At 68.4% G+C, this 23,195-nt stretch carries 19 protein-coding genes; 15 read left to right on the top strand and 4 right to left on the bottom strand.

Features of this window, described 5'->3' with window-relative positions; genetic code table 11:
- Both ACWDUM_RS27425 and ACWDUM_RS27430 read left to right on the top strand, forming a co-directional pair.
- On the top strand, positions 1 to 2,367 hold a 2,367-nt coding region (locus ACWDUM_RS27425; RefSeq protein WP_450136437.1), incomplete at its 5' end, for an amino acid adenylation domain-containing protein.
- 97 nt (positions 2,368 to 2,464) lie between these two features.
- Positions 2,465 to 2,680 (top strand): MbtH family protein, encoded by a 216-nt coding sequence (locus ACWDUM_RS27430; RefSeq protein ID WP_450136438.1) that lies wholly within the window; start codon positions 2,465 to 2,467, stop codon positions 2,678 to 2,680.
- Positions 2,681 to 2,810: 130 nt separating this feature from the next.
- On the opposite strand, the gene asnB is transcribed toward ACWDUM_RS27430, so the two are convergent.
- A complete protein-coding gene (gene asnB / locus ACWDUM_RS27435; RefSeq protein WP_450136439.1) occupies positions 2,811 to 4,481 on the bottom strand; it encodes an asparagine synthase B in 1,671 nt (556 codons plus the stop codon).
- Positions 4,482 to 4,723: 242 nt separating this feature from the next.
- On the opposite strand from asnB, the gene ACWDUM_RS27440 reads away from it, so the two are divergent.
- Positions 4,724 to 5,107 (top strand): hypothetical protein, encoded by a 384-nt coding sequence (locus ACWDUM_RS27440; protein ID WP_450136440.1) that lies wholly within the window; start codon positions 4,724 to 4,726, stop codon positions 5,105 to 5,107.
- 73 nt (positions 5,108 to 5,180) lie between these two features.
- On the opposite strand, the gene ACWDUM_RS27445 is transcribed toward ACWDUM_RS27440, so the two are convergent.
- Both ACWDUM_RS27445 and ACWDUM_RS27450 read right to left on the bottom strand, forming a co-directional pair.
- The gene (locus ACWDUM_RS27445; protein ID WP_450114625.1) at positions 5,181 to 5,867 is read right to left on the bottom strand and encodes a GntR family transcriptional regulator; all 687 of its coding nucleotides are present in this window, start codon (positions 5,865 to 5,867) and stop codon (positions 5,181 to 5,183) included.
- 71 nt (positions 5,868 to 5,938) lie between these two features.
- Positions 5,939 to 7,084: an acyl-CoA dehydrogenase family protein gene (locus tag ACWDUM_RS27450; protein ID WP_450114624.1), complete on the bottom strand. Its 1,146-nt coding sequence runs from the start codon at positions 7,082 to 7,084 to the stop codon at positions 5,939 to 5,941.
- A gap of 252 nt (positions 7,085 to 7,336) precedes the next feature.
- On the opposite strand from ACWDUM_RS27450, the gene ACWDUM_RS27455 reads away from it, so the two are divergent.
- The 4 genes from ACWDUM_RS27455 to ACWDUM_RS27470 all read left to right on the top strand — a co-directional run bounded on the left by ACWDUM_RS27455 (position 7,337) and on the right by ACWDUM_RS27470 (position 12,825).
- Positions 7,337 to 8,863, top strand: coding sequence for an aldehyde dehydrogenase family protein (locus tag ACWDUM_RS27455; protein WP_450136441.1), 1,527 nt, complete (start codon positions 7,337 to 7,339; stop codon positions 8,861 to 8,863).
- A 4-nt stretch (positions 8,864 to 8,867) separates the two neighbouring features.
- Complete coding sequence (locus ACWDUM_RS27460) at positions 8,868 to 9,761, top strand: oxygenase MpaB family protein (RefSeq protein WP_450136442.1); 894 nt, start codon at positions 8,868 to 8,870, stop codon at positions 9,759 to 9,761.
- Positions 9,762 to 9,919: 158 nt separating this feature from the next.
- The gene (locus ACWDUM_RS27465) at positions 9,920 to 11,335 is read left to right on the top strand and encodes a wax ester/triacylglycerol synthase domain-containing protein (RefSeq protein ID WP_450136443.1); all 1,416 of its coding nucleotides are present in this window, start codon (positions 9,920 to 9,922) and stop codon (positions 11,333 to 11,335) included.
- 74 nt (positions 11,336 to 11,409) lie between these two features.
- Positions 11,410 to 12,825 carry a wax ester/triacylglycerol synthase domain-containing protein gene (locus ACWDUM_RS27470; protein ID WP_450136444.1) on the top strand — a complete coding sequence of 472 codons (1,416 nt, stop codon included), beginning with the start codon at positions 11,410 to 11,412 and terminating at the stop codon, positions 12,823 to 12,825.
- A 9-nt stretch (positions 12,826 to 12,834) separates the two neighbouring features.
- Here ACWDUM_RS27470 and ACWDUM_RS27475 read toward each other — a convergent pair whose 3' ends face one another.
- Positions 12,835 to 14,061 (bottom strand): TetR/AcrR family transcriptional regulator, encoded by a 1,227-nt coding sequence (locus tag ACWDUM_RS27475; RefSeq protein ID WP_450136445.1) that lies wholly within the window; start codon positions 14,059 to 14,061, stop codon positions 12,835 to 12,837.
- Positions 14,062 to 14,393: 332 nt separating this feature from the next.
- On the opposite strand from ACWDUM_RS27475, the gene ACWDUM_RS27480 reads away from it, so the two are divergent.
- The 8 genes from ACWDUM_RS27480 (at position 14,394) to ACWDUM_RS27515 (ending at position 23,141) form a co-directional block, all read left to right on the top strand.
- Entirely contained in the window at positions 14,394 to 15,374 is a 981-nt protein-coding gene (locus ACWDUM_RS27480) for an NAD(P)H-dependent flavin oxidoreductase (protein WP_450136446.1), read from the top strand.
- Positions 15,371 to 16,156 (top strand): enoyl-CoA hydratase, encoded by a 786-nt coding sequence (locus ACWDUM_RS27485; protein WP_450136447.1) that lies wholly within the window; start codon positions 15,371 to 15,373, stop codon positions 16,154 to 16,156. The genes ACWDUM_RS27480 and ACWDUM_RS27485 overlap by 4 nt, the downstream gene beginning before the upstream one ends.
- Before the next feature lie 161 nt (positions 16,157 to 16,317).
- A complete protein-coding gene (fadD5, locus tag ACWDUM_RS27490) occupies positions 16,318 to 17,907 on the top strand; it encodes a fatty-acid--CoA ligase FadD5 (protein ID WP_450136448.1) in 1,590 nt (529 codons plus the stop codon).
- A 181-nt stretch (positions 17,908 to 18,088) separates the two neighbouring features.
- Positions 18,089 to 18,898: an MlaE family ABC transporter permease gene (locus tag ACWDUM_RS27495; protein WP_450136449.1), complete on the top strand. Its 810-nt coding sequence runs from the start codon at positions 18,089 to 18,091 to the stop codon at positions 18,896 to 18,898.
- Positions 18,898 to 19,755 (top strand): MlaE family ABC transporter permease, encoded by an 858-nt coding sequence (locus ACWDUM_RS27500; RefSeq protein ID WP_450136450.1) that lies wholly within the window; start codon positions 18,898 to 18,900, stop codon positions 19,753 to 19,755. The genes ACWDUM_RS27495 and ACWDUM_RS27500 overlap by 1 nt, the downstream gene beginning before the upstream one ends.
- Before the next feature lies 1 nt (position 19,756).
- The gene (locus ACWDUM_RS27505; RefSeq protein ID WP_450136451.1) at positions 19,757 to 21,028 is read left to right on the top strand and encodes an MCE family protein; all 1,272 of its coding nucleotides are present in this window, start codon (positions 19,757 to 19,759) and stop codon (positions 21,026 to 21,028) included.
- Entirely contained in the window at positions 21,025 to 22,098 is a 1,074-nt protein-coding gene (locus tag ACWDUM_RS27510) for an MCE family protein (protein WP_450136452.1), read from the top strand. Before ACWDUM_RS27505 ends, ACWDUM_RS27510 begins: the two co-directional genes overlap by 4 nt.
- Complete coding sequence (locus ACWDUM_RS27515; RefSeq protein WP_450114611.1) at positions 22,095 to 23,141, top strand: MCE family protein; 1,047 nt, start codon at positions 22,095 to 22,097, stop codon at positions 23,139 to 23,141. Before ACWDUM_RS27510 ends, ACWDUM_RS27515 begins: the two co-directional genes overlap by 4 nt.
- Positions 23,142 to 23,195 lie beyond the last annotated feature (54 nt).

The raw sequence follows: 23,195 nt of genomic DNA on the forward strand, positions 1-23,195 counted from the left end.
GCCGGCGGTGCGTACGTGCCGATCGATCCCGATCATCCGGCGGACCGGATCGCGCTGGTGCTCGAGTCGGCGGCCCCGACAGTGGTGTTGACCCGCACCGTTGACGCGGTGTCGTTGCCGGGGCAGGCGCGGGTGCTGGCGATCGACACGCTCGATCTGTCGGGTGTCGCTGCCGGGTCGGTGACGGATGCGGATCGGTTGGCGCCGCTGCGGACCGGGAACCCCGCGTATGTGATTTTCACGTCGGGGTCGACGGGTCGGCCGAAGGGTGTGGCGGTCAGTCATGCGGCGGTGGTGAATCAGGTCGATTGGATGGCGTGGCGGTACGGGTTCGGTGCCGGTGATGTGGTGTTGCAGAAGACGCCGGTGACGTTCGATGTGTCGGTGTGGGAGTTGTTCGTGCCGTTGGTGACCGGTGGTCGGTTGCTGGTGGCGCGGCCGGATGGTCATCGCGATCCGGAGTATCTGGCGGGTGTGATGTCCGAGGGCGGTGTGACGGCGACGTCGTTCGTGCCGTCGATGCTGTCGGTGTTCCTCGACGTGCTGTCGGCGGCGGGGGCGCCGACCCTCGGATTGCGGCACGTCTTCGCGGCGGGTGAGGCGTTGCCCGCGGGTGTCGCGGCCCGCTTCGCCGCCGTCAGCGACGCCCAGTTGCACAATCTCTACGGTCCGACCGAGGCTGCGGTGCATTCCACGCACCGGCTGGTCGACGGCACCGAAACCGTGTCGGTGCCGATGGGTGCGCCGGTGTCGAACACCCAGGTGTACGTGCTCGATGCGCGGCTGCATCCGGTGCCGGTGGGTGTCGCGGGTGAGCTGTATCTGTCGGGTGCGCAGCTGGCGCGTGGCTACCACGGTCGTGTCGACCTGACCTCCGACCGGTTCGTTGCGAACCCCTACCGGCCGGGCGAGCGCATGTACCGGACCGGTGACCTCGTGCACTGGAGCCCGTCGGGTGAGTTGGAGTACCTGGGGCGCACCGATTTCCAGGTGAAGGTGCGTGGCTTCCGGATCGAGTTGGGGGAGATCGAGGCTGCGTTGCGGGCTCGGCCGGGGGTCACCGAGGCGGTGGTGGTGGCTCGTCCCGATGTGTGGGGGGGTACTCAACTCGTGGGTTATGTCGTCGGTGACGGTCTGGACGGGTCCGAGGTTCGCAGCGCGATCAGTGGGGCCGTGCCGTCGTACATGGTGCCGTCGGTGGTGATGGTGCTCGATGCGATGCCGTTGAGTGTGAACGGCAAGGTGGAGCGGTCGGCGCTGCCGGCGCCGGAATTCGCAGCGAAGGTGTTCCGGCCGCCGTCGACGGAGACGGAGACGGTTGTCGCCGCGGTGGTGGGGGAGGTGTTGGGTCTCGAGCGGATCGGCCTCGACGACAACTTCTTCGATGTCGGGGGTAACTCCCTGATCGCGACCCAGGTCGTGTCCAGGCTGAGGTCGGCACTGTCGACCGACGTGCCGTTGGTCTGGCTGTTTGCCGAGCCGACGATCGAAGCGCTCGCGGCGCGAATCGAATCCGCACCGTCCGGCGGGATGGACGCGCTCGGTGCGGACCCGCTCGGTGTCGTGCTGCCGATCCGTGAGGGGCACGACCGGCCACTGTTCTGCATCCACCCGGTCGGCGGCTTCTCGTGGGCATTCGCCGGGCTGGCTCAGCACCTCGATCCGGACCGCGGTGTCTACGGCCTGCAGTCGCCCGCGCTGAGCGAGGACGGCGTGGTGCCGGGATCGATCGAGGAATGGGCGGAGCGGTACGTCCGGGAAGTTCGGGCCATCCAGCCGGCCGGCCCGTACAGCCTGTTGGGTTGGTCGCTCGGTGGCGTCATCGCGCACGCGATGGCCGTGCGACTGCAGGCGGAGGGCGAGGAGGTTGCGTTGCTGTCGATGATGGACAGCTTCGCCGCCGTGCAGCCGGGGCAGTCCGACGAAATCTCGGCAGCCGAGGTGTCGGTCCCGTCCGCGCGTGAGCTGCTCACACTGGTGCTCCCCAATGTCGATCTCGACGGGATCGCACTGGAGGGCGACCTCACCGCCGAGTCCGTCGCGGGTCTGGTGGCAGGGCTGCCGGAGCCGTTCAACCGCTTGGGTTCCGACCGGGTGGCCGCGGCACTCGCGTCAGCAGAGAACTCGATCGGCCTGGCCGCCGCATACGAGCCCGCGCCGTTCAAGGGCGACCTCGTCTACTTCACCGCGACGCAGGACGACGCGACGGGTGTGAGGGGAGCGTCGACATGGGAGCGGGCGATCGGTGGCCGGATCCACAACCATCCGATCGACACCACCCACTGGACCATGGCATCGCCGGCGGCCCTGGCTCGGATCGCAGCCGTCCTCGAGGATTCGTGGGCGTCGGACGAAGGTCGCGGGTGAGGCCCCGGCGAAGCAGCGGATCGTGACGTGACAAGTGTGAAGACCGCAACGGTGCCGGCGCCATGGCCGGTGCCGTGAAACGAAAGGCAGTACCGCAATGAGCAATCCGTTCGACGACGAGGAGGGCACGTTCTTCGTGCTGGTGAACGAGGAGGGGCAGCACTCCCTGTGGCCCACGTTTGCCGATGTTCCCGCAGGCTGGACCACTGTGCACGGTGAGGCGTCACGCCAGTCGTGTGTCGAGTACGTCGAGACCAACTGGACGGACATGCGTCCGAACAGTCTGATCGCTGCGATGGCGGCCGACGCCTAGCGGCCGCCCCTGCGTGGGGAACCGAACGAAACGGGAAGGGGATCCATCCGAATCGGATGGATCCCCTTCCCGTTGTCGACGGTTGTCGCAGGGCCCGGACCGTACGTCCGGCTGCATCGCAGTCGTTCGGCTATCCGCTCAGGGCCTGGTCGTGGACTCCACGGACGGCTCGACCCGACGGATCGGCCATCGCCGCGAACTCCGGATCCCATTCCAGTGCAGTGGGAGTGGAGCAGGCGATGGATTTTCCTCCGGGCACGGTGGCTGCGCAGGCGTCGCCCGGGAAGTGCTGTTCGAAGATGCGGCGGTAGAGGAACGCCTCCTTGGTGGCCGGCGTGTTGTGGGGGAAGCGCTCGGAGGCGGTAGCGAATTCCTCGTCGGTGACGGCGAGTTCCGCGTGGTCCTTGAGGCCGTCGATCCAGCCGTATCCGACGCCGTCGCTGAACTGTTCCTTCTGTCGCCAGAGGATCTGTTCGGGCAGTGCGCCGTCGAACGCCTCACGGAGGACGGCCTTTTCGATGCGGCCACTGCCTGCCATCTTGTGGCGGGCGTCCATGCCCATGGCGGTGTCGAGGAAGTCGAGGTCGAGGAAGGGGACGCGGGCTTCGACACCCCACGCCATCATCGACTTGTTCGCGCGGAGGCAGTCGTAGTTGTGGAGTGCGTCGATCTTGCGCACGGTTTCCTCGTGGAACGCCTGCGCCGACGGGGCCTTGTGGAAGTAGAGGTAGCCACCGAAGATCTCGTCCGCGCCTTCGCCGGAGAGCACCATCTTCACGCCCATCGCCTTGATACGGCGGGCGAGCAGGAACATCGGCGTCGAGGCGCGGATGGTGGTGACGTCGTAGGTCTCGATGTGCCGAATGACCTCGGACAGGGCGTCGAGTCCCTCCTCGAAGGTGTAGACGAACCCGTGGTGCTCGGTGCCGAGCATGTCCGCGGCCAGTTGTGCGGCGGCCAGGTCGGGGGAACCGTCGAGGCCGATGGCGAACGAGTGCAGGTGCGGCCACCAGGCTTCGCGCCGGTCGTCGTCCTCGACTCGGTTGCGGGCGAACTTGGCCGCGCAGGCGGCGACCAGGGACGAGTCGAGCCCGCCGGAGAGCAGAACGCCGTAGGGGACGTCGGTCATCAGCTGTCGGTGCACGGCACTCTCGAACGCCTCCCGCAGCGCGCCGGTGCCGAGGTCGGTGCCGGCGGTGGCGGCGTGGTCGCGCCAGGGCTTGTCGTAGTAGCGGCGCAGCTGCCCGGTGGCGCTGTCGTAGACGTGTCCGGGTGGAAACTGGGCGACGTCGTCGCAGCTGTCCGCGAGGGCCTTCATCTCCGACGCGACGAGCAGGTGGCCCTCGCTGTCGTGTCCCCAGTACAGCGGGCACACGCCGATGGGGTCGCGGGCGATCAGGTACCGGCGGCGGTCGGCGTCCCAGAGAGCGAAAGCGAAGATGCCGTTGAGGCGGCTGACGAAGTCGTCGTCGCCGGACTCGTAGAGGGCGTTCACGACCTCACTGTCCGAGGCGGTGGTGAAGTCGTAGTCCAGGCCGGTGCGCAGTTCGCGGTGGTTGTAGATCTCGCCGTTGACCGCAAGGGCCAGGTGTCCGTCACGGGAGCGCAGTGGCTGTGCGCCGCTGGCCGGGTCCACGATCGCGAGGCGCTCGTGGACGAGGAGGGCGCCGTCGTCGACGAACACGCCGCTCCAGTCCGGACCGCGGTGGCGTTGGCGGCGGGATGCCTCCACTGCACGCGCGCGCAGCGCGGCCAGATTCTCGTCGGGGCGCAGGTCGAAGATGCCGAGGATCGAACACACGAGATAGCACTCCTTGTCGCACGGGATCCGAGTACGGCGCGCACGTTCGTCGGTGCGGACCCTGATCGTCAGCGCGCCCGTGGGGCGGCACACCGCTCGGTGGCGGTGAGACTACCTTTGGGTAAGAACCCGCGGTCGGGTTTCGCGAACATGACCTGGACACGTGTCCGTCGGGGTAGCCTGCCGGTTGCCGAAGGTAAACCTTCCTTTACAGAGCGCGCCAGGCCCTGTTCGATGCAGGCATGACCGCTGCTATCGACATCTTCCTGATCCTGCATTTCATCGGCCTTGCCGCCATCATCGGCAGCTACATGACCGTGCTCAAGTCGCCGCGGGTGATCCCGGGCATGCTGCACGGCGCCATCCTGCAGGTCGTGTCCGGTCTCGCCCTGGTCGGGCTGAACGAGGCGAACGACGCGGACCTGAACCACATGAAGGTCGGCATCAAGCTCGTCATCGCGATCGTGATCCTGGTCGCAGCGGTGCTGGGGTTGCGCAAGGCGAAGGAGGAGGCCGCGTCCCCGGCCGGTGAGGGGGCGGTCGCGACCGCGACCTCGACCGCGACGCTTGCGCACGTGATCGGCATCCTTGCCGTCGTGAACGTGATCATCGCCGTCGTCTGGTAGTCGGCTCGACAACGGAGAGTGGCCGCGTCCGGGAATCCGGGCGCGGCCACTTTCCTTTGGGTGGCAACGGGGTTCAGTCCCAGATGCCGGTGCTCTCCAGGTGAGCGAGCAGCCGGTCCGCGCCGTCGGCGAAGTGGGCGCGGGTGACGCGGCCCGCCTCCTCCGCGTCACCGGTCTCGAGAGCGGCGATCAGCCGGTCGTGACTGGCGACCGCGGCCTCGCCCCACCGCGGATCCGACGAGTACAGGTGAGCCGGGGTGTAGCGCACCGCGTTGAGCAGGAACCAGGACAGCTTGTTCGCGCCGGCGAGCCGGTTGAGCAGCCGGTGGAACGCGAACTCCAGGTCCTCGACCTGTGCCGTGTCGCCCGTCGTGACGGCCTCGGCGAGTCGGTCCCTGGCATCGCGCATCTCGGCCAGCACCTCGGGGGTGACGGCGGCGGTGGCACGGATCGCGAGCTGCTCGGCGATCTGTCCCTGCAGCCAGAACAGATCGTGGATGTCCGAGCGGGTCAGCGGGGCCACCACGTAGCCGCGGTGTGGCACCAGCTCGACGAGTCCCTCTCCGCGCAGGGTGAGCAGCGCTTCCCGCACCGGGGTCACGCTGACCCCGAGTTCGGCGGCGGTCTCGTCGAGCCGGATGAAGTCCCCGGGCCGGACCCCGCCGGACATGATGACGCCGCGCACGTGCGCCGCGACATCGTCCGACAGTTGTGGCCTGCGACGCAGTGCGCGATCGTCGGCCTTGCGGGTCGTGGTCATGGGTACTCCTTGGTCACGGCAGTTCAGCATAGGCGCCGGGGTGCGGCCCATCGGTCATGGTCGCGCGGGGTCTACAGCCCGTACGTCTTGCCGATGATGTCGCGCTGGATCTCGCTGGTGCCGCCGAAGATCGTCGAGACGAGGGTGGCACGCACGTGCTTCTCCATGTCGAACTCCGTCGCGTATCCGTAGCCGCCCATCATCTGCATGCCCTCGAGGGCGACCCGCTTGGCCGTCTCGGTGGCCTTGAGCTTGGCCATCGACGCCTCGCGGGCCAGCATCCGGTCGGGGTGGGCGTCGGCCTCGCGCGCCACGCTGTACACCAGCAGTTTGGTGCACTCGATCTCGGTGGCGAGATCGGCGATGCGGTGCCGCAGTGCCTGGAACGAGCCGATCGGCCGGCCGAACTGCTTGCGCTGTGTGACGAAGGCGAGGGTGTCCTCGAAGGCTCGTTCCGCCGTGCCGAGGATCATCGCGGACAGGATCAGCCGTTCGAAGTTCAGTCCCGTCATCAACTGCCGCCAGCCGTTGCCGACCTCGCCGACCACCGCGTCCTCGGGCAGGACGCAGTCGGTGAAGTACAGGTCGTTGGTCTCCTTGTGGCCGCCCATCAGTTCGATGCCGCTGATCTTGAGGCCGGGTGTGGTGACAGGGACGTGGAACATCGTCATGCCCTCGTGCTTGCTCTCGCCGCGTGAGGTGCGGGCGACGAGCAGGATGTTCTCCGAGATGTGCGCGTTCGAGCACCACGTCTTCTGTCCGTTGATCAGCCAGCCGTCGGAGGTCTTCTCCGCCTTCGTGCTCAGGTTGCCGACGTCCGATCCCGCCTCCGGTTCCGACATCGAAATCGACTGTGACACACCGCTGACGACGCCGCGCAGCACCGTTTCCTTCTGCTCGGGTGTGCCGAACTTGGCGTACGCTCCGCCGGTGATCAGGGTCGGGCCGATCGCGCCGATCGGTGCCATCCCCCGGGCGGTCTCCTCGAGCAGGATGCACATGTCGACCATCGTCGCGTCCGACCCGCCGTACTCCTCGGGCACCGTCAGGCCGAGCCAGCCGAGGTCGGCCATCTTCTTGTACAGCTCCGGGCTGTGATTGTGCTTGCCGTGGTCGGTGAGCCGGTCCCGCTTCTCCCGGGTGCCGGCCTCGCGCTTGCAGAAGTCGGCGACGGCCTGGGCGAATGCCCGCTGCTCGGTGGTGAACTCGACGCTCATCGGTGTGATCTCCCCTGCGAGGTGATGGATTGCGTGGCGTGAACGGTGGCCGGGCTCTTGCCCGCCGCTCCGGCACGGCCTACTGTGACGCCCACGACAGTACGACAAATCAAATATATGTGATGTGATTCCGGTTCGGAAGGGTGCGAGTAGGCAAGGATCGAGGCACGCCGAGCGACGCGGAACCCGCGTGCGCGCACCTTCCACACGACCGGCCAGCCGACCGCGCCACACCGATGGAGGAATGCCCCCATGTCCCAGCGGACCGACCGCAAGCCGAGCAAGACCGAGGCGCCCGCCCACGCCGCCCCGGACACCTTCACCTCACTGGACCCGCGGACGGGTGACGTGCTGGCCGAGTATCCGGTGCACGACGCCGAACGGGTCGCGCAGGCGGTGGAACGGGCACGTGACGCCGCGGTGTGGTGGGCGGACCTCGGATTCGACGGCCGCAAGAAGTGGCTGCAGAAGTGGAAGTCCGCGATCGCTTCGGACGCCCAGTCCCTCGCGGCGGTGATCTCCGCCGAGACCGGCAAACCGGTCGACGACGCGATCCTCGAGATCATGCTCGCCGTCGAGCACCTGGACTGGGCGTCGAAGAACGCGGCAAAGGTACTGGGGCGCAAGAAGGTGTCGTCCGGTCTGGTCAGTGCGAACCAGGAGTCCACGCTGCGATACCAGCCGCTCGGGGTCGTCGGCGTGATCGGGCCGTGGAACTACCCGGTCTACACGCCGATGGGGTCGATCTCCTACGCGCTGGCGGCGGGCAACGCGGTGGTGTTCAAGCCCAGCGAACTCACCCCCGGTGTCGCGGTGTGGTTGGCCGACAAGTGGAACTCACTCGTCCCGAACCAGCCGGTGCTCCAGGTCGTGACCGGGCTCGGCGCGACCGGTGGGGCGCTGGTCGAGGCGGGGGTCGACAAGGTCGCCTTCACCGGGTCCGGCCCGACCGCGAAGAAGGTGATGGCCGCCTGCGCGAAGACCCTGACGCCACTGGTCGCAGAGTGCGGCGGCAAGGACGCGATGCTCGTCGCGGCCGACGCCGACCTCGACGCCGCCGCGGATTTCGCGGTGTTCGGCGGCATGGGCAATGCCGGCCAGACCTGCGCCGGCGTCGAGCGGATCTTCGTCGCCGATGCGGTGTACGACACGTTCGTCCGGAAGATGACCGAGAAGGCCACCCGGTTGCGGCCGGGCGGCGAGTCCGGCGCCTCCTACGGGCCGATGACCCTCGACCGGCAGAACGACGTGGTGCGCGGACAGGTCGAGGACGCCCTCGACAAGGGCGCCCGCGCCGTGCTCGGCGGGCGGGAGTCGCTGCACGCGCCGTACATCGAACCGGTGATCCTCGCGGACGTGCCGGAGGACAGCACCGCGATGACCGAGGAAACCTTCGGCCCGATCGTCGCGGTGAACCGGATGCGTGACCTCGAGGACGGCGTCGAGAAGGCGAACCGTTCCAGCTACGGACTCGGCGCATCGATCTTCACGAAGGACAAGGCCAAGGCGCTGCAGGCCGCCGAGCGTCTGCGTACGGGCATGGTCTCGATCAACTCGGTGCTCGGATTCGCGGGCGTCCCGTCGCTGCCGTTCGGCGGTGTCGGCGAGTCCGGCTTCGGCCGGATCCACGGCGCCGACGGCCTCCGCGAGTTCGCCCGCCCGAAGGCGGTGACGCGGCAGAAGTTCAAGGCCCCGCTGAACCTGCTGACAATGGACCGCAAGGCGCGGGACATGAAGATCGCGGCCTGGATGCTGCGCACCATGCACGGCCGGGGGTAGCGAGGTGTTCCTCATCGACGGCGGAAAGGCGCCGCGGGGCCGGTACGGCTGGTTGCACCGGATCGAGACCCTCGACCCCGTCCGCGACCACCAGGAGATCCACCGCATCACGGCCGGATTCGAGTTCCCCTGGGACTACACCCGGGCGCTCGAGTTCGCGCTGTTCCGCACCTACTGTGTGCCGAGCATCGCCGAACTGCTCAAACGCACCGGGGAGTTCGAGAATCGCCCGCAGAAGCGATACGACGACACCTCGCTCCTGATGGCCGAACTGCTCGAGCACGGCTACGACTCGCCACGCGGCAAGGAGTCGCTGCGGGTGGTCAACCGGATGCACGGCAAGTACGACATCAGTAACGACGACATGTTGTACGTGCTCACCACGTTCATCTACGAGCCGCTGGACTGGATCGAACGGTACGGGTGGCGACCACTGCACCCGAACGAGCGGCTCGCGGCGTTCCACTTCTACCGGGAAGTGGGCTCCCGCATGGGTATCCGGGACATCCCGACCGACTTCCAGGATCTGCACCACTTCAAGATGGCGTACGAGCGCGCGCACTTCCGGAACACACCCGACGTCCACGCCGTCGGTGTGTACACCCGGGATCTGTTCTGTTCGTGGTTCCCGCGGCCACTGCAGCCGGTGGTTGCCGTTGGGGTCAGTGCGATGCTCGACCCGATGATGCTGTCGGCCTTCGGTTTCCGCGCAGCGCCCGGATGGATGCGAGTGGTCGCCGATCGTGCGCTCGATGCGCGGGCCCGCGCGCTGCGCTTCTTCCCGCCCCGGTCGACGTCGACGATCACCCGGGAATCGGGCAACCGCACGTACCCGGGCTACCCGGCGGGATACCGCCCCGGTGACCTGGGTGCGGACCAGGACAACGGCCGCCACTGACAGACCGGGGTGCCGCTGACCGGTCGGGTACCGCCGGCGGATCGGGCTCCGGCGGCCCGATCCGCTCGGGTCGCCGGACTTTGTGAAGGGTTGTACGCTTCGCTCCTGCCCGACCGTCACCCTCGACGGGCGTGGCCGCTTCGGGAGGAGGCCACCTCGTGCGCCAGCTGTCACCCAAGGATGCCTGGTTCGTGTACGTGGACAGCCCCAGATTCCGTCAGGCGTTCGTGTCCGCGCAGGTGTTCGCGCCCGACGCTGCAACCGGTCGCCTGCCCGACCGGGCCGAGATCGCCCGGTGGTTCGAGGCGCGTGCCGTGCTTCCGATGCTGCGGCAGCGCCTGGTGCGGGTTCCGCTCGATCTCGACCATCCCTACTGGGTGGAGGACCCGGACTTCGCGGTGTCCCGACACCTGCACTTCCACCAGCCCCGTGGCTGGGACGAACTCCGGGACCTGGTCGCCGACATCTCGACGGTGCCGATGGACCAGACCCGGCCGCTGTGGGAACTGCATGTCGTCGAACGGGTGCTCGGCGTTCCCGGGGTGGACGGTCCGGCAACCTTCGTCGCGATGAAGATGCACCATGCGATGACCGACGGCATCGGGAGCAACGCCGTGCTGTCGGCGTTCTACGGTGAGCAGGCTCCGCCACCGGACGCCGGGCGCGGCCCGGTCGAGCGGGTGCCCGGGCCTGTCGAGTTGGTGCTTCGGGCGCTCGCCCGCGGTCCGCGCACCGCGGTCGGGATCGTCACCGCGATCAGGCAGATTCGCGCCAACTGGCGTGCTGTCCAGGTCGAGCGCGCGCAGGGGGAGTATCAGCTTCCCCCGCAACGGCGCACGCCGACGGTGCTGGACGGCCCGGTCGGCCCCGGTCGGGTCCTCGAGGTGGAGTACTTCTCGCTGGCCGAGGTGCAGGCGATCAAGTCCAGGATTGGTGGGGTCACCGTCAACGACCTGATGCTGACAGTCGTCGGCGGGGCCATGCGTGCGTACCTGCTCGAGCGAGGGGAGTCGGTGCCGGGTTCGCTGGCCGCCTCGGTGCCCATGTCGATCCGGTCCGCGGGAGCGGTCCGCGAGTCGAACAACCAGTTCGTCATGTTGGTCGTGGACCTGAACTCCGGTCTGGACGATCCGATCGCGCGTGCGCGGGCGGTCCACGAGGCGGTACTCGCCGAGCGGAGGCGGATGAGCGTGCCTGCCGAGGCGGCGGTGTCGGACACCACCTTCGTCCTCCCTGGCTGGATGTTTCGCGTCGCTCGGCGCATCCGGGCGTGGCAGGGTGACGCGCGGCGAGGTGACGAGCTCCGGGGTCGGCCCTTCAACACGTTCGTCAGCAGTGTGCCCCGGGAGCTGACCCGGCTGCGGCTGGCGGACACCACCGATGTCCGATCCCTCGGGATCGGCCCCCTGGACGGGACCGGTACCGGGCACTCGGTGGGTGTCATGGGAGACCGGCTCGGCCTGAACATTGCCGCGGATCCCGAGTTGCTGCGGGACTCCGCGCGGTATGCGCAGCTGATTCGCCGGTCGTACAAAGAACTTCGGGACGCGGCCCAGGTGACTGTCGAGGCCTGACCGGGTAGCCGCCGGCCGCTTCATCCCTGCCATCAACCGCACTTCGAGTGCGACTCCTCCGAAAGGGCCCGGCAGTGCAGCAGGTTACGCCGAAGGACGCGTGGTTCGTGTACGCGGAGAGCCCGAGGTTCCGGCAGGCGTTCGTCTCGGTGTACGCCTTCGCGCCCGACCACCGCGGCGGCGGGCTACCCGGAAGGGAGGAGATCGCGGCGTGGGTCGAGGCCCGCGCCTCGGTACCGGTCCTACGGCGGCGGTTGGTACGGGTTCCGCTGGATCTCGACGACCCGTACTGGGCGGAGGATCCGGACTTCTCGGTGGCCCGGCACCTGCACTTCCATGACCCGCAGAGCTGGGACGACCTGCGGGCGATGCTGGGGGACCTCGCGGCGGCGCCAATGGACCAGACACGACCGCTGTGGGAACTGCACGTCGTCGACCGGGTGGACGGCGTACCCGGCACGGGTGGGCCGGTCACGGTCGCGGCGATCAAGATGCACCACGTGATGGCCGACGGCATCGCGAGTGGCCATGTCACGACAACCCTGTTCGGTGCGGACCTTCCCGAGCCCGGCCCCGCGTGCGATGGCGGTCAGCAGGTACCCGGTACGGTCCGGCTGGTTGTGCGAGCTCTGGCAGCCGCACCCCGCACCGCGGCCCGGTTCGTCGATGGTGTCAGGGATGCTCGCGCGGTACATCGACGTCTTGTCGCCGAACGAGAGAACGGCTCGTATCCACTTCCTCCGCAACGTCGTACGCCGACTGTGGTCGACGGTCCGGTAGGTCCCGGCCGGGTATACGAGGTGGAGTTCTTCCCGCTGTCCGAGTTGCAGGCGATCAAGGCGCGGATTGGTGACGTCACGGTGAACGACCTCACGTTGACGATCGTCGGTGGGGCCATCCGCGACTACCTCCTCGAGCGAGGGGAGTTGGTGTCGGGTTCGCTCGCGGCGTCGGTACCGATGACGCTCCGGTCGTCGGGAGCCGCACTGGAGTCGAACAACCAGTTCGTGATGATGACCGTCGACTTGAGGACCGACCTCGACGATCCCGTGGACCGTGCGCGGGCGGTCCACGAGACGGTGCTTGCCGAGCGTCGGCGGATGAGGGTTCCGGCCGAGGTGGCGGCGGCGGAGACCACCTATGTGCTGCCGGGATGGGTGTTTCGCCTCGCCCGGTGGAGGGAGGCTCGCCGAGGAAGCAGCGCGACCGCCGATCCGGTCCGGGCCCGGGCGTTCAACACGTTCGTCACGAGTGTGCCGCGCCGCTCGACCGCGCTGCGGCTGGTCGACACCACTGCCGTTCTCGCCTTCGGCACAAGCACATTGGACGGCACCGGGATCTCGCATTCGGTGGGCTCGACCGGTGACTCGCTCGCGTTGAACATCACCGCCGATCCGGCGCTGCTTCGGGACTCCTGCAGGTATGCGGAGCTGATCCGGCGGTCCTTCGAACAGCTCCGCGACGCCGTCCCGGTGAACGTCGGGACCTGAGCGGGCCGCTCAGCTGTGCAGGACCGCCAGCATCAGTGTCCTCATCCTGCCGCGTGCGAGCGCACCGGTGTCGAAACGCATCAGCCGGCCGACGTCGAGGGTCTGCCCGAGCGCCGCGTGCACGAGGAAGCGGGCCTCCGGTGCGGGGAGGTCCGGGCGGGCCGCAGTGAGGAGGTTCACCCACTCCTCGATGTGCAGCCGCTGAACGTTCCGCAGGTTTGTGCGTTCCCCGGCGGGGAGGTTGCCGATCTCGGCGAAGTACACCGAGAGCACCTCGGGATGCGCGAATGCCAGGTCGATGTAGGCGGCCGTCAGCCGGCCGAGCGCCTCGGCCGGATCTGTCGCGGCGTTCACCGCGGATCGGGTGGCCACCGCGAGCCGGTCCGCCGCGCGGTAGAACACCGCTGCGAGCAGGTCCGCCTTGCTGGGGAAGTGCCGGTAGACGCTGGAGGCGTTGATCCCGGCCGCCGCACCGATCTCCTCGATGCTCGACTCGTGGTAACCGCGGACGTTGAAGATCTTCATCGCCTCGGTCAGGAGGAGTTCGCGCTTCGACGTGACGGACGGTCCGCCGTCGGCGGGGTCGTCGACCGCGGTCACCGCCGGACGGGCGCCGGCCAGGTCGCAGCGCGCCACGGCCCACGCGGCGGTGTGGAGCAACTTCTCGATGCGTCGATTCGCCAGCGCCGCGCGGTGTGCGGTGATGCTACCGATCACGCTGAGGGCCGACGCTCCGAGAACGCCGACGGTGGTGGGGTCGAGGTCCGGGCGCAGTTCGTGCAGCGGGCCGGTGACCTGTTCGTTGAGTGCGGCGAAATCCGCGCGCATGACGGCGCGGTCGTCGGCGTGGAGGTATCGCCCCTCCCAGCGGTACAGGCCGCCGGTTCGGCGGTTCTCCACGGTCGTGGAGATGAGCGCCCGGATGACCGCGTCCAGTCGCTCCTCGGCGTCGGCGCCCGCCGTCGACTCGGCGGCCTCCTCGGCTGCGGAGCGCAGTGACCCGACCGTGCTCAGCGCGGCCTGGACGAGGAGGGCGTACTTGTTCGGAAAGTGCCGGTACAGCGCGGGTCCCGAGATTCCGAGTGTGGCCGCGATGTCGTCGACGCCGACCGCGTGGTACCCACGTTCGCTGAACGCCTCCGCGGCGACCAGTGCGATCTGCGCCTTGCGGTTCTTGGGTCGCTTGCGGGGCGTCGCCGGCTCCGGAACCGACCGGCTACGGGTCGACTGCGTCATCGGACCTCCTGACATCTCGACTCCGAATCGTATCGGAGCGCTGTGGTCGCGTTCTGCGCGCGAGCCGCTGTGAACCGGAGTGGATGCCCGTGATCGCAATTTTCCGTTCCGGTAGTGGATTTGGTCTTGACAGTACGTCACCGGTAGATGAAAGTTAACGGCAATTCGCCAAAGATGTCGGTTCACGCCTGTTTCGAGAGTCCCACCTGCGGTGTGCAGACGGTGTCGATCCGGCGGGTGCCGGGCCGTTTCGAGCGCACAGGAGCGAGTGAAAAACATGATCACCAGGGCAGTTCGGCGTGGATCCGTGAAGTCCGGCAGGGGGTGCTGAGATGCTGACCACGCGCTTCACCGAGTCATTCGGGGTCGAGCATCCGATCGTGCAGGGCGGCATGATGTGGGTTGGAAGAGCAGAACTCGTTGCTGCCGTGGCGAATTCGGGCGCGCTGGGTTTCATCACGGCTCTCACGCAGCCGACGCCGGAGGACCTGGTCAAGGAGATCGCGCGGTGCCGCGACCTGACCGACAGGCCGTTCGGTGTCAACCTGACGATCCTGCCGTCGATCACCCCTCCGCCGTACGCGGAGTACCGGCAGGCGATCGTCGAGTCCGGGATCAAGATCGTCGAGACCGCCGGAGCCAACCCGGTCGAACACCTGCCCCATTTCAAGGACGCCGGAGTCAAGGTGATCCACAAGTGCACCAGCGTCCGGCATGCGCTCAAGGCCGAACAGATCGGTGTCGATGCCGTCAGCATCGACGGCTTCGAGTGCGCGGGACATCCGGGCGAGGACGACGTCCCCGGCCTCGTGCTGATCCCCGCCGCCACCGCCCGGGTGCGTATCCCCGTCATCGCGTCGGGCGGCATCGCCGACGCCCGCGGTCTGGTCGCCGCTCTCGCCCTCGGCGCGGAGGGGGTCAACATGGGGACCCGGTTCATGTGCACCCAGGAGTCGCCGGTCGCGGACGAGGTGAAACGGCAGATCGTCGCGAACAGCGAGCTCGACACGAAACTCATCTTCCGCACCCTGCGCAACACCGCGCGGGTCGCGGCCAACGCGGTCAGCCGGGAGGTGGTCCGGATCGAGTCGGGCGGAGCGACATTCGACGACGTTCGCGACCTCGTTTCCGGGGCCAGGGGGCGCAAGGTTTTCGAGGACGGCGATCTCGACGCAGGCATCTGGAGTGTCGGTCAGTGTCAGGGTCTCATCGACGACGTGCCCACGGTAGGGGAGCTGGTCGGTCGGATCGTGGCGGAAGCGGAGCAGCTCGTCGAGGGTCGCCTCGGTCGGATCGTCGGGGTGTCGCGATGACCGAAATCGCACCGGAACGCGTCGCCGGGCTGCGGGTGGGACACGAGGGCGGAGTCCTGCGGATCACCATCGCCCGGCCCGAGCGGATGAACGCGCTCGACCTCGACTCGATGCGCGCACTCGGTGATCTGCTGGAGGGCCGCGCCCGGGACGCGGACGTGCGGGTGGTGGTGCTGGCCGGGGAGGGTGGCGCGTTCTGCACCGGCGCCGACCTGGCGGCCGGTCCGTCCGCCGATCCGCGCGTGGTGATGGACACCGCGAACCGGGTGATCCGCGAGATCCTCACTCTCCCGGTGCCGGTGGTGGCGCGGGTGGACGGCGCCGCCGCCGGCGTCGGGGCCTCGCTCGCGCTGGCCGCCGACCTCGCCTATGCGGCCGAGTCCGCGTACTTCCTGCTCGCCTTCGTCAATGTCGGCCTGATGCCGGACGGCGGGTCGAGCCTGCTGGTCCCTGCGGCGGTCGGACGTGCCCGTGCGGCGGAGATGGCGTTGCTGGGGGAGCGGCTCGGCGCGACGGACGCACACGCGGCCGGGCTGATCACCCGCGTGCTGCCTGCAGGCGAGCTGGCCGCGCACGTCGACGCGGTGGCCGCGAAGCTGGCGGCCGGCCCGCGCCGCGCGTTGGAACTGACGAAACGCTCGCTGACGGCCGCGACGCTGGCGCGGGTCGAAGAGGCATTCGAGCGGGAAACCGAGGGGCAGATCGAACTGCTCGGGTCCGCGGACTTCTTCGAGGGCGCGGCCGCGATGCTGGCCAGGCGGCGGCCGAAATTCGGCGCCTGAGCCAAGCCGCGGCTCGCGCCGCCGCTAATGTCCGAATTTGCGAATTGTAGTTAACAAACCGGCCCCATTCCGGCCGCTGGCCTGCCATAATCGATCGCAACCGGAGGGGTGCGTATACCGTGCCACACAGTCTCCGTGACAGGGAAGGGCTTGTCGAAACGATGTCACCCGATCTCCTCTCTCAGCCCCTGCAGTCGCGCAGGAACCACTGGAACAATCAGGTCGCCACGCACGCGTTGATGCGTCCCGACGCGGTCGCCCTGCGTTTCCAGGGCGCCACCACCACCTGGTCGGATCTCCACCGCCGGTCGGAGTCGTTCGCCGACGCACTCGCCCGCCGCGGTGTCGGGTTCGGCGATCGGGTACTCGTGGTCATGCTCAATCGGCCGGAGTTCCTCGAGGTCGTGCTCGCGGTCAACTCCCTCGGGGCCATCGCGGTGCCGGTGAACTTCCGTCTCACGCCGCCCGAGATGGCGTACATCGTCACGGACAGCGGTGCCACGGTCGTGGTCACGGACGTCCCGCTCGCGCCATTGGTTTCCGCTGTCCGCCAACAGGTTCCGGAACTGGGCACCTTCGTCGTCGTCGGGCAGGGCAGTGGTGAAGGGGTGGAGGGATACGAGGAGCTCGTCGCAGAGGCGGGCGCGTCGCACCCCGCGGTCGACCTACCCGAGGACATCCCGGCCCTGATCATGTACACGTCCGGTACCACCGGCAGCCCCAAGGGGGCGGTCCTGTCCCACGCCAACATGCAGGCGCAGGCGCAGACCTGTATCCGGGCGCTCCGCATGCACGCCGCGGGCGACATCGGTTTCTGTGCCTCGCCGATGTTCCACATCGCGGCCCTCGGCAGCATGGCCCCCAGCCTGCAGCTCGGCATCCCGACCGTGATCCACCCGCTCGGCGCCTTCAACCCGACCGAACTGCTCGAGGTCTGGGAGGCCGAACGGGTCACCACCGCGTTCCTCGTGCCGGTGCAGTGGCAGGCGGTGTGCGCGGAACCCACGGTGCGGCAGCGGGATCTGGCGCTGCGGGTGATCAGCTGGGGTGCGGCTCCGGCATCGGACGTGGTGCTCCGGGCGATGTCCGACACCTTCCCGGATGCACTCAACGTGGCGGTGTTCGGGCAGACCGAGATGTCGCCGATCACCTGTGTGCTCGACGGCGAGGACGCGTTGCGCAAGCTCGGTTCCGTCGGCACCGTGATCCCGACCATCCAGGCCCGGATCGTCGACGACGAGATGAACGAGGTGCCCGTCGGGTCCGTCGGCGAGATCGTCTACCGCGGCCCGACCATGATGAGCGGCTACTGGAACAAGCCGGCCGAGACGGCAGACGCCTTCGCCGGCGGATGGTTCCACTCCGGAGACCTGGTGCGCCAGGACGAGGAGGGCTTCATCTATGTCGTGGACCGCAAGAAGGACATGATCATCTCCGGCGGCGAGAACATCTACTGCGCCGAGGTGGAGAACGCCCTGTTCGGCCATCCGAAGGTGTTGGAGGCCGCGGTGATCGGCCGCACCGACGCCAAGTGGGGCGAGGTCCCGGTGGCCGTCGTCGCGCTCAAGGACCCCGGCGGAACCGACCTCACACTCGACGAGTTGTCGAGCTATCTCGACGACGTGCTCGCGCGGTACAAGCATCCGAAGGAGCTCGTGATCGTGGATGCGTTGCCGCGCAACGCAAGTGGGAAGGTCGTCAAGGGCGATCTCCGCAAGGAGCACGGCACCGAGGGCGTGCGGATCGGTTGACCGTCGTCCGGTGGTGTCGCGATGGGGGGAGCGTGGCACCACCGGCGGTGTGGGCCTCGCCGGTGGCGTGTCGTCAACATCGGTGCTCTTGTCGCGCTGCGGGTCCGGCGCATAGTGTTTTGCGAATCACGGTTCACATGTCATGCGTTTCACATGTAGTTGACCAACGGGGGGAGCAGCGGTGACCTACGAGTTGCCCGTGGCGAAGGGGCCGCTTCGGGACGTCGCAAACCAGGGTGGCCATCTCATCGGGTTTGCGGTCCTGTCGATCGTGGCGCTGATCCGGGCCGTCTTCGCCCGCCGGCTGTCGATCAGCGAGACCGTCACGCAAACCCTGTTCATCGGGCGCGTCAGCACCGGACCCTCACTGCTGCTGATGATCCCCATCGGAGTGTTCATCGCGGTCTCCGTCGGCGAACTCGCGGGCCGGATCGGCGCAGGCGGCTACTCGGGCGCCGTGGTCGCGTTCATCATCGTCGGCCAGGCGGCGGCGCTCGTCTGCGCACTGATGATGGCCGGCGTCGCCGGATCGGCGATCTGTACCGACCTGGGGTCGAGGAAGATTCGCGAAGAGATCGACGCGATGGAGGTCATGGGGCTCGACGTGATCGAGCGCCTCGTCGCCCCCCGGCTCGTCGCGGCCGTCGTCGTCTCCCTCGCCCTGTGCGCGATGGTCACCTTCGGTGGTGTGCTGGCCTGCTACCTCTATCACATCTACGTCCAGCATCTTCCGGCCGGAACGTTCATGTCCACGTTCAGCCAGTACGGCCGGATGTCGGACTTCGTGATGGCGCTCGTGAAAGCCGCGGTCTTCGGCCTGACGTCGACCCTGGTCGCGACGTTCAAGGGTCTGCACACCAAGGGCGGCCCGCGCGGGGTCGCCGACGCCGTCAACGAGGCCGTGGTGATCGCCTTCGCGCTGGTGTTCATCGTGAACACCGCGTTGTCCGCGCTGTACACGGTCATCGTGCCCGCCGTCGGGGCGTACTGATGGTCGCCGTCGACGCGCGCTTCCACCTGCGTCGCGCCGCAGCGCCGTTCCGCCAGATCGTCGACGCACTCGCGTCCATCGGCCGACACGTCACCTTCTACTGCAAGGCCCTCGCGTCGATGCCGTACGCGCTCATCCACTATCGCAAGCACGTGCTCGCCCAGATCAGCGAGGTGAGCTTCGGGACCAACTCGGTGCTCTCCGGCGGCGGCACGATCGGCATCGTGTTCGCGATGTCCCTCGCCGCGGCCATGATGCTCGGCGTCGAAACCCAGCGCGGTCTCGAACTCGTCGGCATGACGACGATGTCCGGGATGCTGTCGGCGATCGCGAACACCCGGGAGCTGGCGCCGGTCGTGGTCGCGATCGCTCTGGCAGCCAAGGTCGGCACCGGTTTCACCGCGCAGATCGGCGCGATGCGCATCTCCGACGAGATCGACGCCCTGGACGCGATGGCGATCCGCTCCATCCCGTTCCTCGCCGGCACCCGGGTACTCGCGGCGATGGTCTGCGTGATCCCGATCTTCCTCATCGGTCTGCTCGCCAGCTACCTGTCCACCCGGCTGGTGATCGTGTTCTTCGGTGGCGCCTCCGCGGGCACCTACGACTACTTCTTCCACCTCGCGCTGTCACCGGAAGATCTCGTGTACTCGGCGCTCAAGGCGATCGTGTTCGCGGCGGTGGTGTCGCTGGTGCACTGCGCCTACGGCTACTACGCGTCCGGCGGTCCGGCCGGGGTCGGGCAGGCCGCGGGCCGCGCCCTGCGGACCGCGATCCTGGCGATCGGCGTGCTCGACGTGCTGCTCACGTTCGCGCTCTGGGGCCTCGTCCCGGAGATTCCGGGACTGGGGATCTGACATGGACCAGTTCACCGGACGTGCCCGGATCGGGCTGGCGCTGCGCGGTGTCCTCGCGGTGATGCTCGGCGTGGTCGTCGCGGTCGTGATGGTGTTGCGCGGATCCGGTTCGCTGCACCGCGACCCCGAGATCACCGTCGCGATCCCGGCCTCCGCCGGCCTCATCACCGGGGAAGCTCCCGTGCGCTACATCGGTGTCAACGTCGGGCGGATCTCGGGCATCGACTCGGGCACCGAGTCGTCGGTGGTGAGCCTGCAGATCGACCAGAGCTCCATCGCCTCGATCCCGTCCACGGTCGTGGCCCGTGTTGTGCCCCGCACGTTCTTCGGCGACATCTACATCCAGCTCGTCGACGATGGAGACTCGGCGACGGGAGCTCCGGCCGACCCGCTCGCCGACGGCGACACCATCGTGGTCGACCAGGGGCCGGATGCCGTGGCCCTCTACAGCATCTACACCAAGCTGGTCGACGTCCTCGACCACATGCAGCCGCAGAAGCTCCAGACCGCGCTGACCGCGCTCGGTCATGCGCTCGACGGTCGCGGCGAGACAATCGGACGGGTCGTCGACCGGCTCGCCTCGGTGAGCACGACGATGACTCCCGCGACGGAGCAGTTCCTCGACGCCACACCGGAGTTCAGGGAGGTGATGACAGCCCTGGACGCCGCGACCCCCGACGTGGTCGCGACCCTGGCATCGGCGGCGTCGGTGTCGCGGAACATTTCCGAACACTCCGACTCCATCGGCAGGATGCTCACCGCCGCATCCGGGTTCTCCTCGACCGCAGCGGGATTCGTCTCGGAGCGGCAGCAGTCGGTCACCACCGTGGTGGACTCGGTTGGCGTCATCCTCGCCACGACGGCCGCTAATCCGGACGGATTGACCGCCACCCTCGCCGGCGCGAAGTCGTTCGGCGCCGCGGGCGCCCGGGTGTTCTCCTCCGGCAAGTTCGACATCACCGCCGTGCCGTCCTTCGCGGACCCGTTCCCGTACACCGGTGAGGACTGTCCGACCTACGGCACCGAGACCGGCGCGTACTGCAGCGGTGCGCCCACACCGGCCCAGGCCGCCCGCCAGCAGTCGAACCGGGTGTCCGGAGTCGCCGACGCAGCGGCGGTGCCGGTCATTGACGGAGCCAGGGAGGCCCACCCGCTCGGTGTGCTCGAGTCGCAACTGCGGGGACTGCCCGCGCTGCCCGGCGGCGTGCCCAACCCCGCGACCGTCATGATGCTCGGTCCGCTCGTACGTGGAAACGAGGTGACCGTCCGATGAAGCTCGGATGGGTTCCCGTGGCGAAGCTCGTCGGGTTCTGTGCCGCCGGCATCGCGTGCGGCGTCATGGTCGCCAACACGTTGCTCGTGCCGGTGCGCGGCGACGCGGAGCGCTACTCCGTCGAGTTCACCGACGTCGAGGGCCTGACCCCGGGCAACCCGGTGATGATGGCCGGCGTCCGCGTCGGGCGGGTGGACGGCATCGCCTTCGCCGACGCGGGCGGCGGCACCAGCAAGGCCGTCGTGCAGATCGAGGTCGAGGCGGACCACCCGCTGACCGCCGACGTCACCGCCGCGGTGCGTTACGGGGACATGCTCGGCGCGCGCTACGTCGCGCTGTCGGGCGCGGATGCGCGTCCGGTGTCCGCCACGGGTGAATCCCCAGAGGGAGCAACGCATTCGGAGGTGGGGGCCGAGATTCTTCCGCCGGGATCGACGATCCCGCTGGACCGCACCACCCCGCCGGTGGACCTGACCGCCATGATGAACGGCTTCCGTCCGCTGTTCGACGCGCTGGCGCCCGACCAGGTCAACACGCTCACCCGTGGCTTCGTCGAGACGTTCTCCGGTCAGGGCCGGTCGATGGCAACCCTGCTCACCCAGATCGGCGACCTCAGCGGCGGGCTCGCCGAGCGGCAGCCGGTGCTCGAGCAGTTGGTCGGCAACATGTCCTCCCTGCTCTCGTCGGTGGACGCGCGCTCGCCGCAGCTCGAGGATCTGCTCGCCGGTCTCGCGGCGCTGTCGTCGACCGTCGTCGGCAGCAACGACCAGCTGATCGCCCTTCTCGACGGCGGCAACTCCGCGCTCGCGGACCTCGCCCGGGCGATGGCCGTGTCGAACGGTGCCTTCGGGCGATCGGTTTCCGATCTGAAGTCGCTCACCGACGCCTGGATCGGCACGACCGACCAGTTCAACGCGTTCGTCGCGAAGATGCCCGAGTTCGGTGCCGACGTGAACCGGATCGGCAGCTACGGCGGCTTCGTCAATCTCTACCTGTGCAACTTCACCCTGGAGGCGGGGGACATGGAGGCGAACATCTTCGGGACCACCCACTCGCAGGTGTGCCAATGATGTTCCTGGTCAAGCTGATCGACCACTTCGTCGGCATCGTCCTGTTCCTGTTCAAGGGCGAACGGCGCAGCGGCTCCACCCCGATGGCGCTCGGCGTGGTCGGCATCGTGGTGCTGCTGATCGGGCTGCTCGCAGCGGTCGGCGCCCCTCGCGTGTGGTACCAGATGCGGACGCACCCCTACGCCGCCGAGCTCGCCAACGCGAGCGGGCTCTCCGGCGGCGACCCGGTGTACGTGGCCGGTGTCCCCGCGGGCCGCGTCGAGGGCGTCGAACTCGCCGGCGACCACGTGATGGTGAGCTTCCGGCTCGACGACGGCCAGCCGCTGGGCAACCAGACCACCGCGACGGTTCGGCTCAAGACCGTGCTCGGCAAGCGCTATCTCGAAGTGGTGCCGGGGGGCGTCGAGGACGGCCAGACCGTGATTCCGCTGTCCCGCACCACCGTTCCCTACAGCCTCGACGAGGTGAGCCGGGACGCGACGGACGCCGCGCACGGCGTCGACGTCGAATCGCTGCAGGCGATGCTGACCACGCTCGAACAGGTGCTGCCCAGCGACTCCGAGCAGCTCGGCAAGGCCCTGACCGGGCTCGGTGGGGCCTCGGCCGCGTTCGCGCAGAACGGCGAGCAGGTCGACCGGTTGCTGACCATGTCGCGGTCCCTGTCGGATCTCATGGTCCGGCAGAGCGACGCGTTGACGACCACCGCGCACAACACCCAGACCGTGATGCAGATCCTCGCCGTCCGGAGGCAGGCGCTGACCGATCTGGTGGACAACCTCACCTCGGTACTCGACACCCTCGCGACCACGATGAGCGCCCGCGAGGCCGAGTTCGGGCCGATGGTGGAGAACCTGGTCGCGGTGACCGGCACGCTGAAGCAGAACGCCGCGAACATCGACCAGATCATGCAGAAGGTGCCGCCCGCGCTGCGCGGCGCCACCGACGCGACCGGCAACGGCGCCTGGACGGACGTGAGCGCCCCCGCCGCGGTGATTCCGGACAACCTGCTGTGTGCCCTCGGAGTGATGCAGGGGTGCCGATGAGTATTCAATCGACGACGACGTGGGCCGGTGACGGACCGACGAAGCGGCGACGCC

It is taken from the genome of Rhodococcus sp. NPDC003322, from assembly GCF_053589555.1.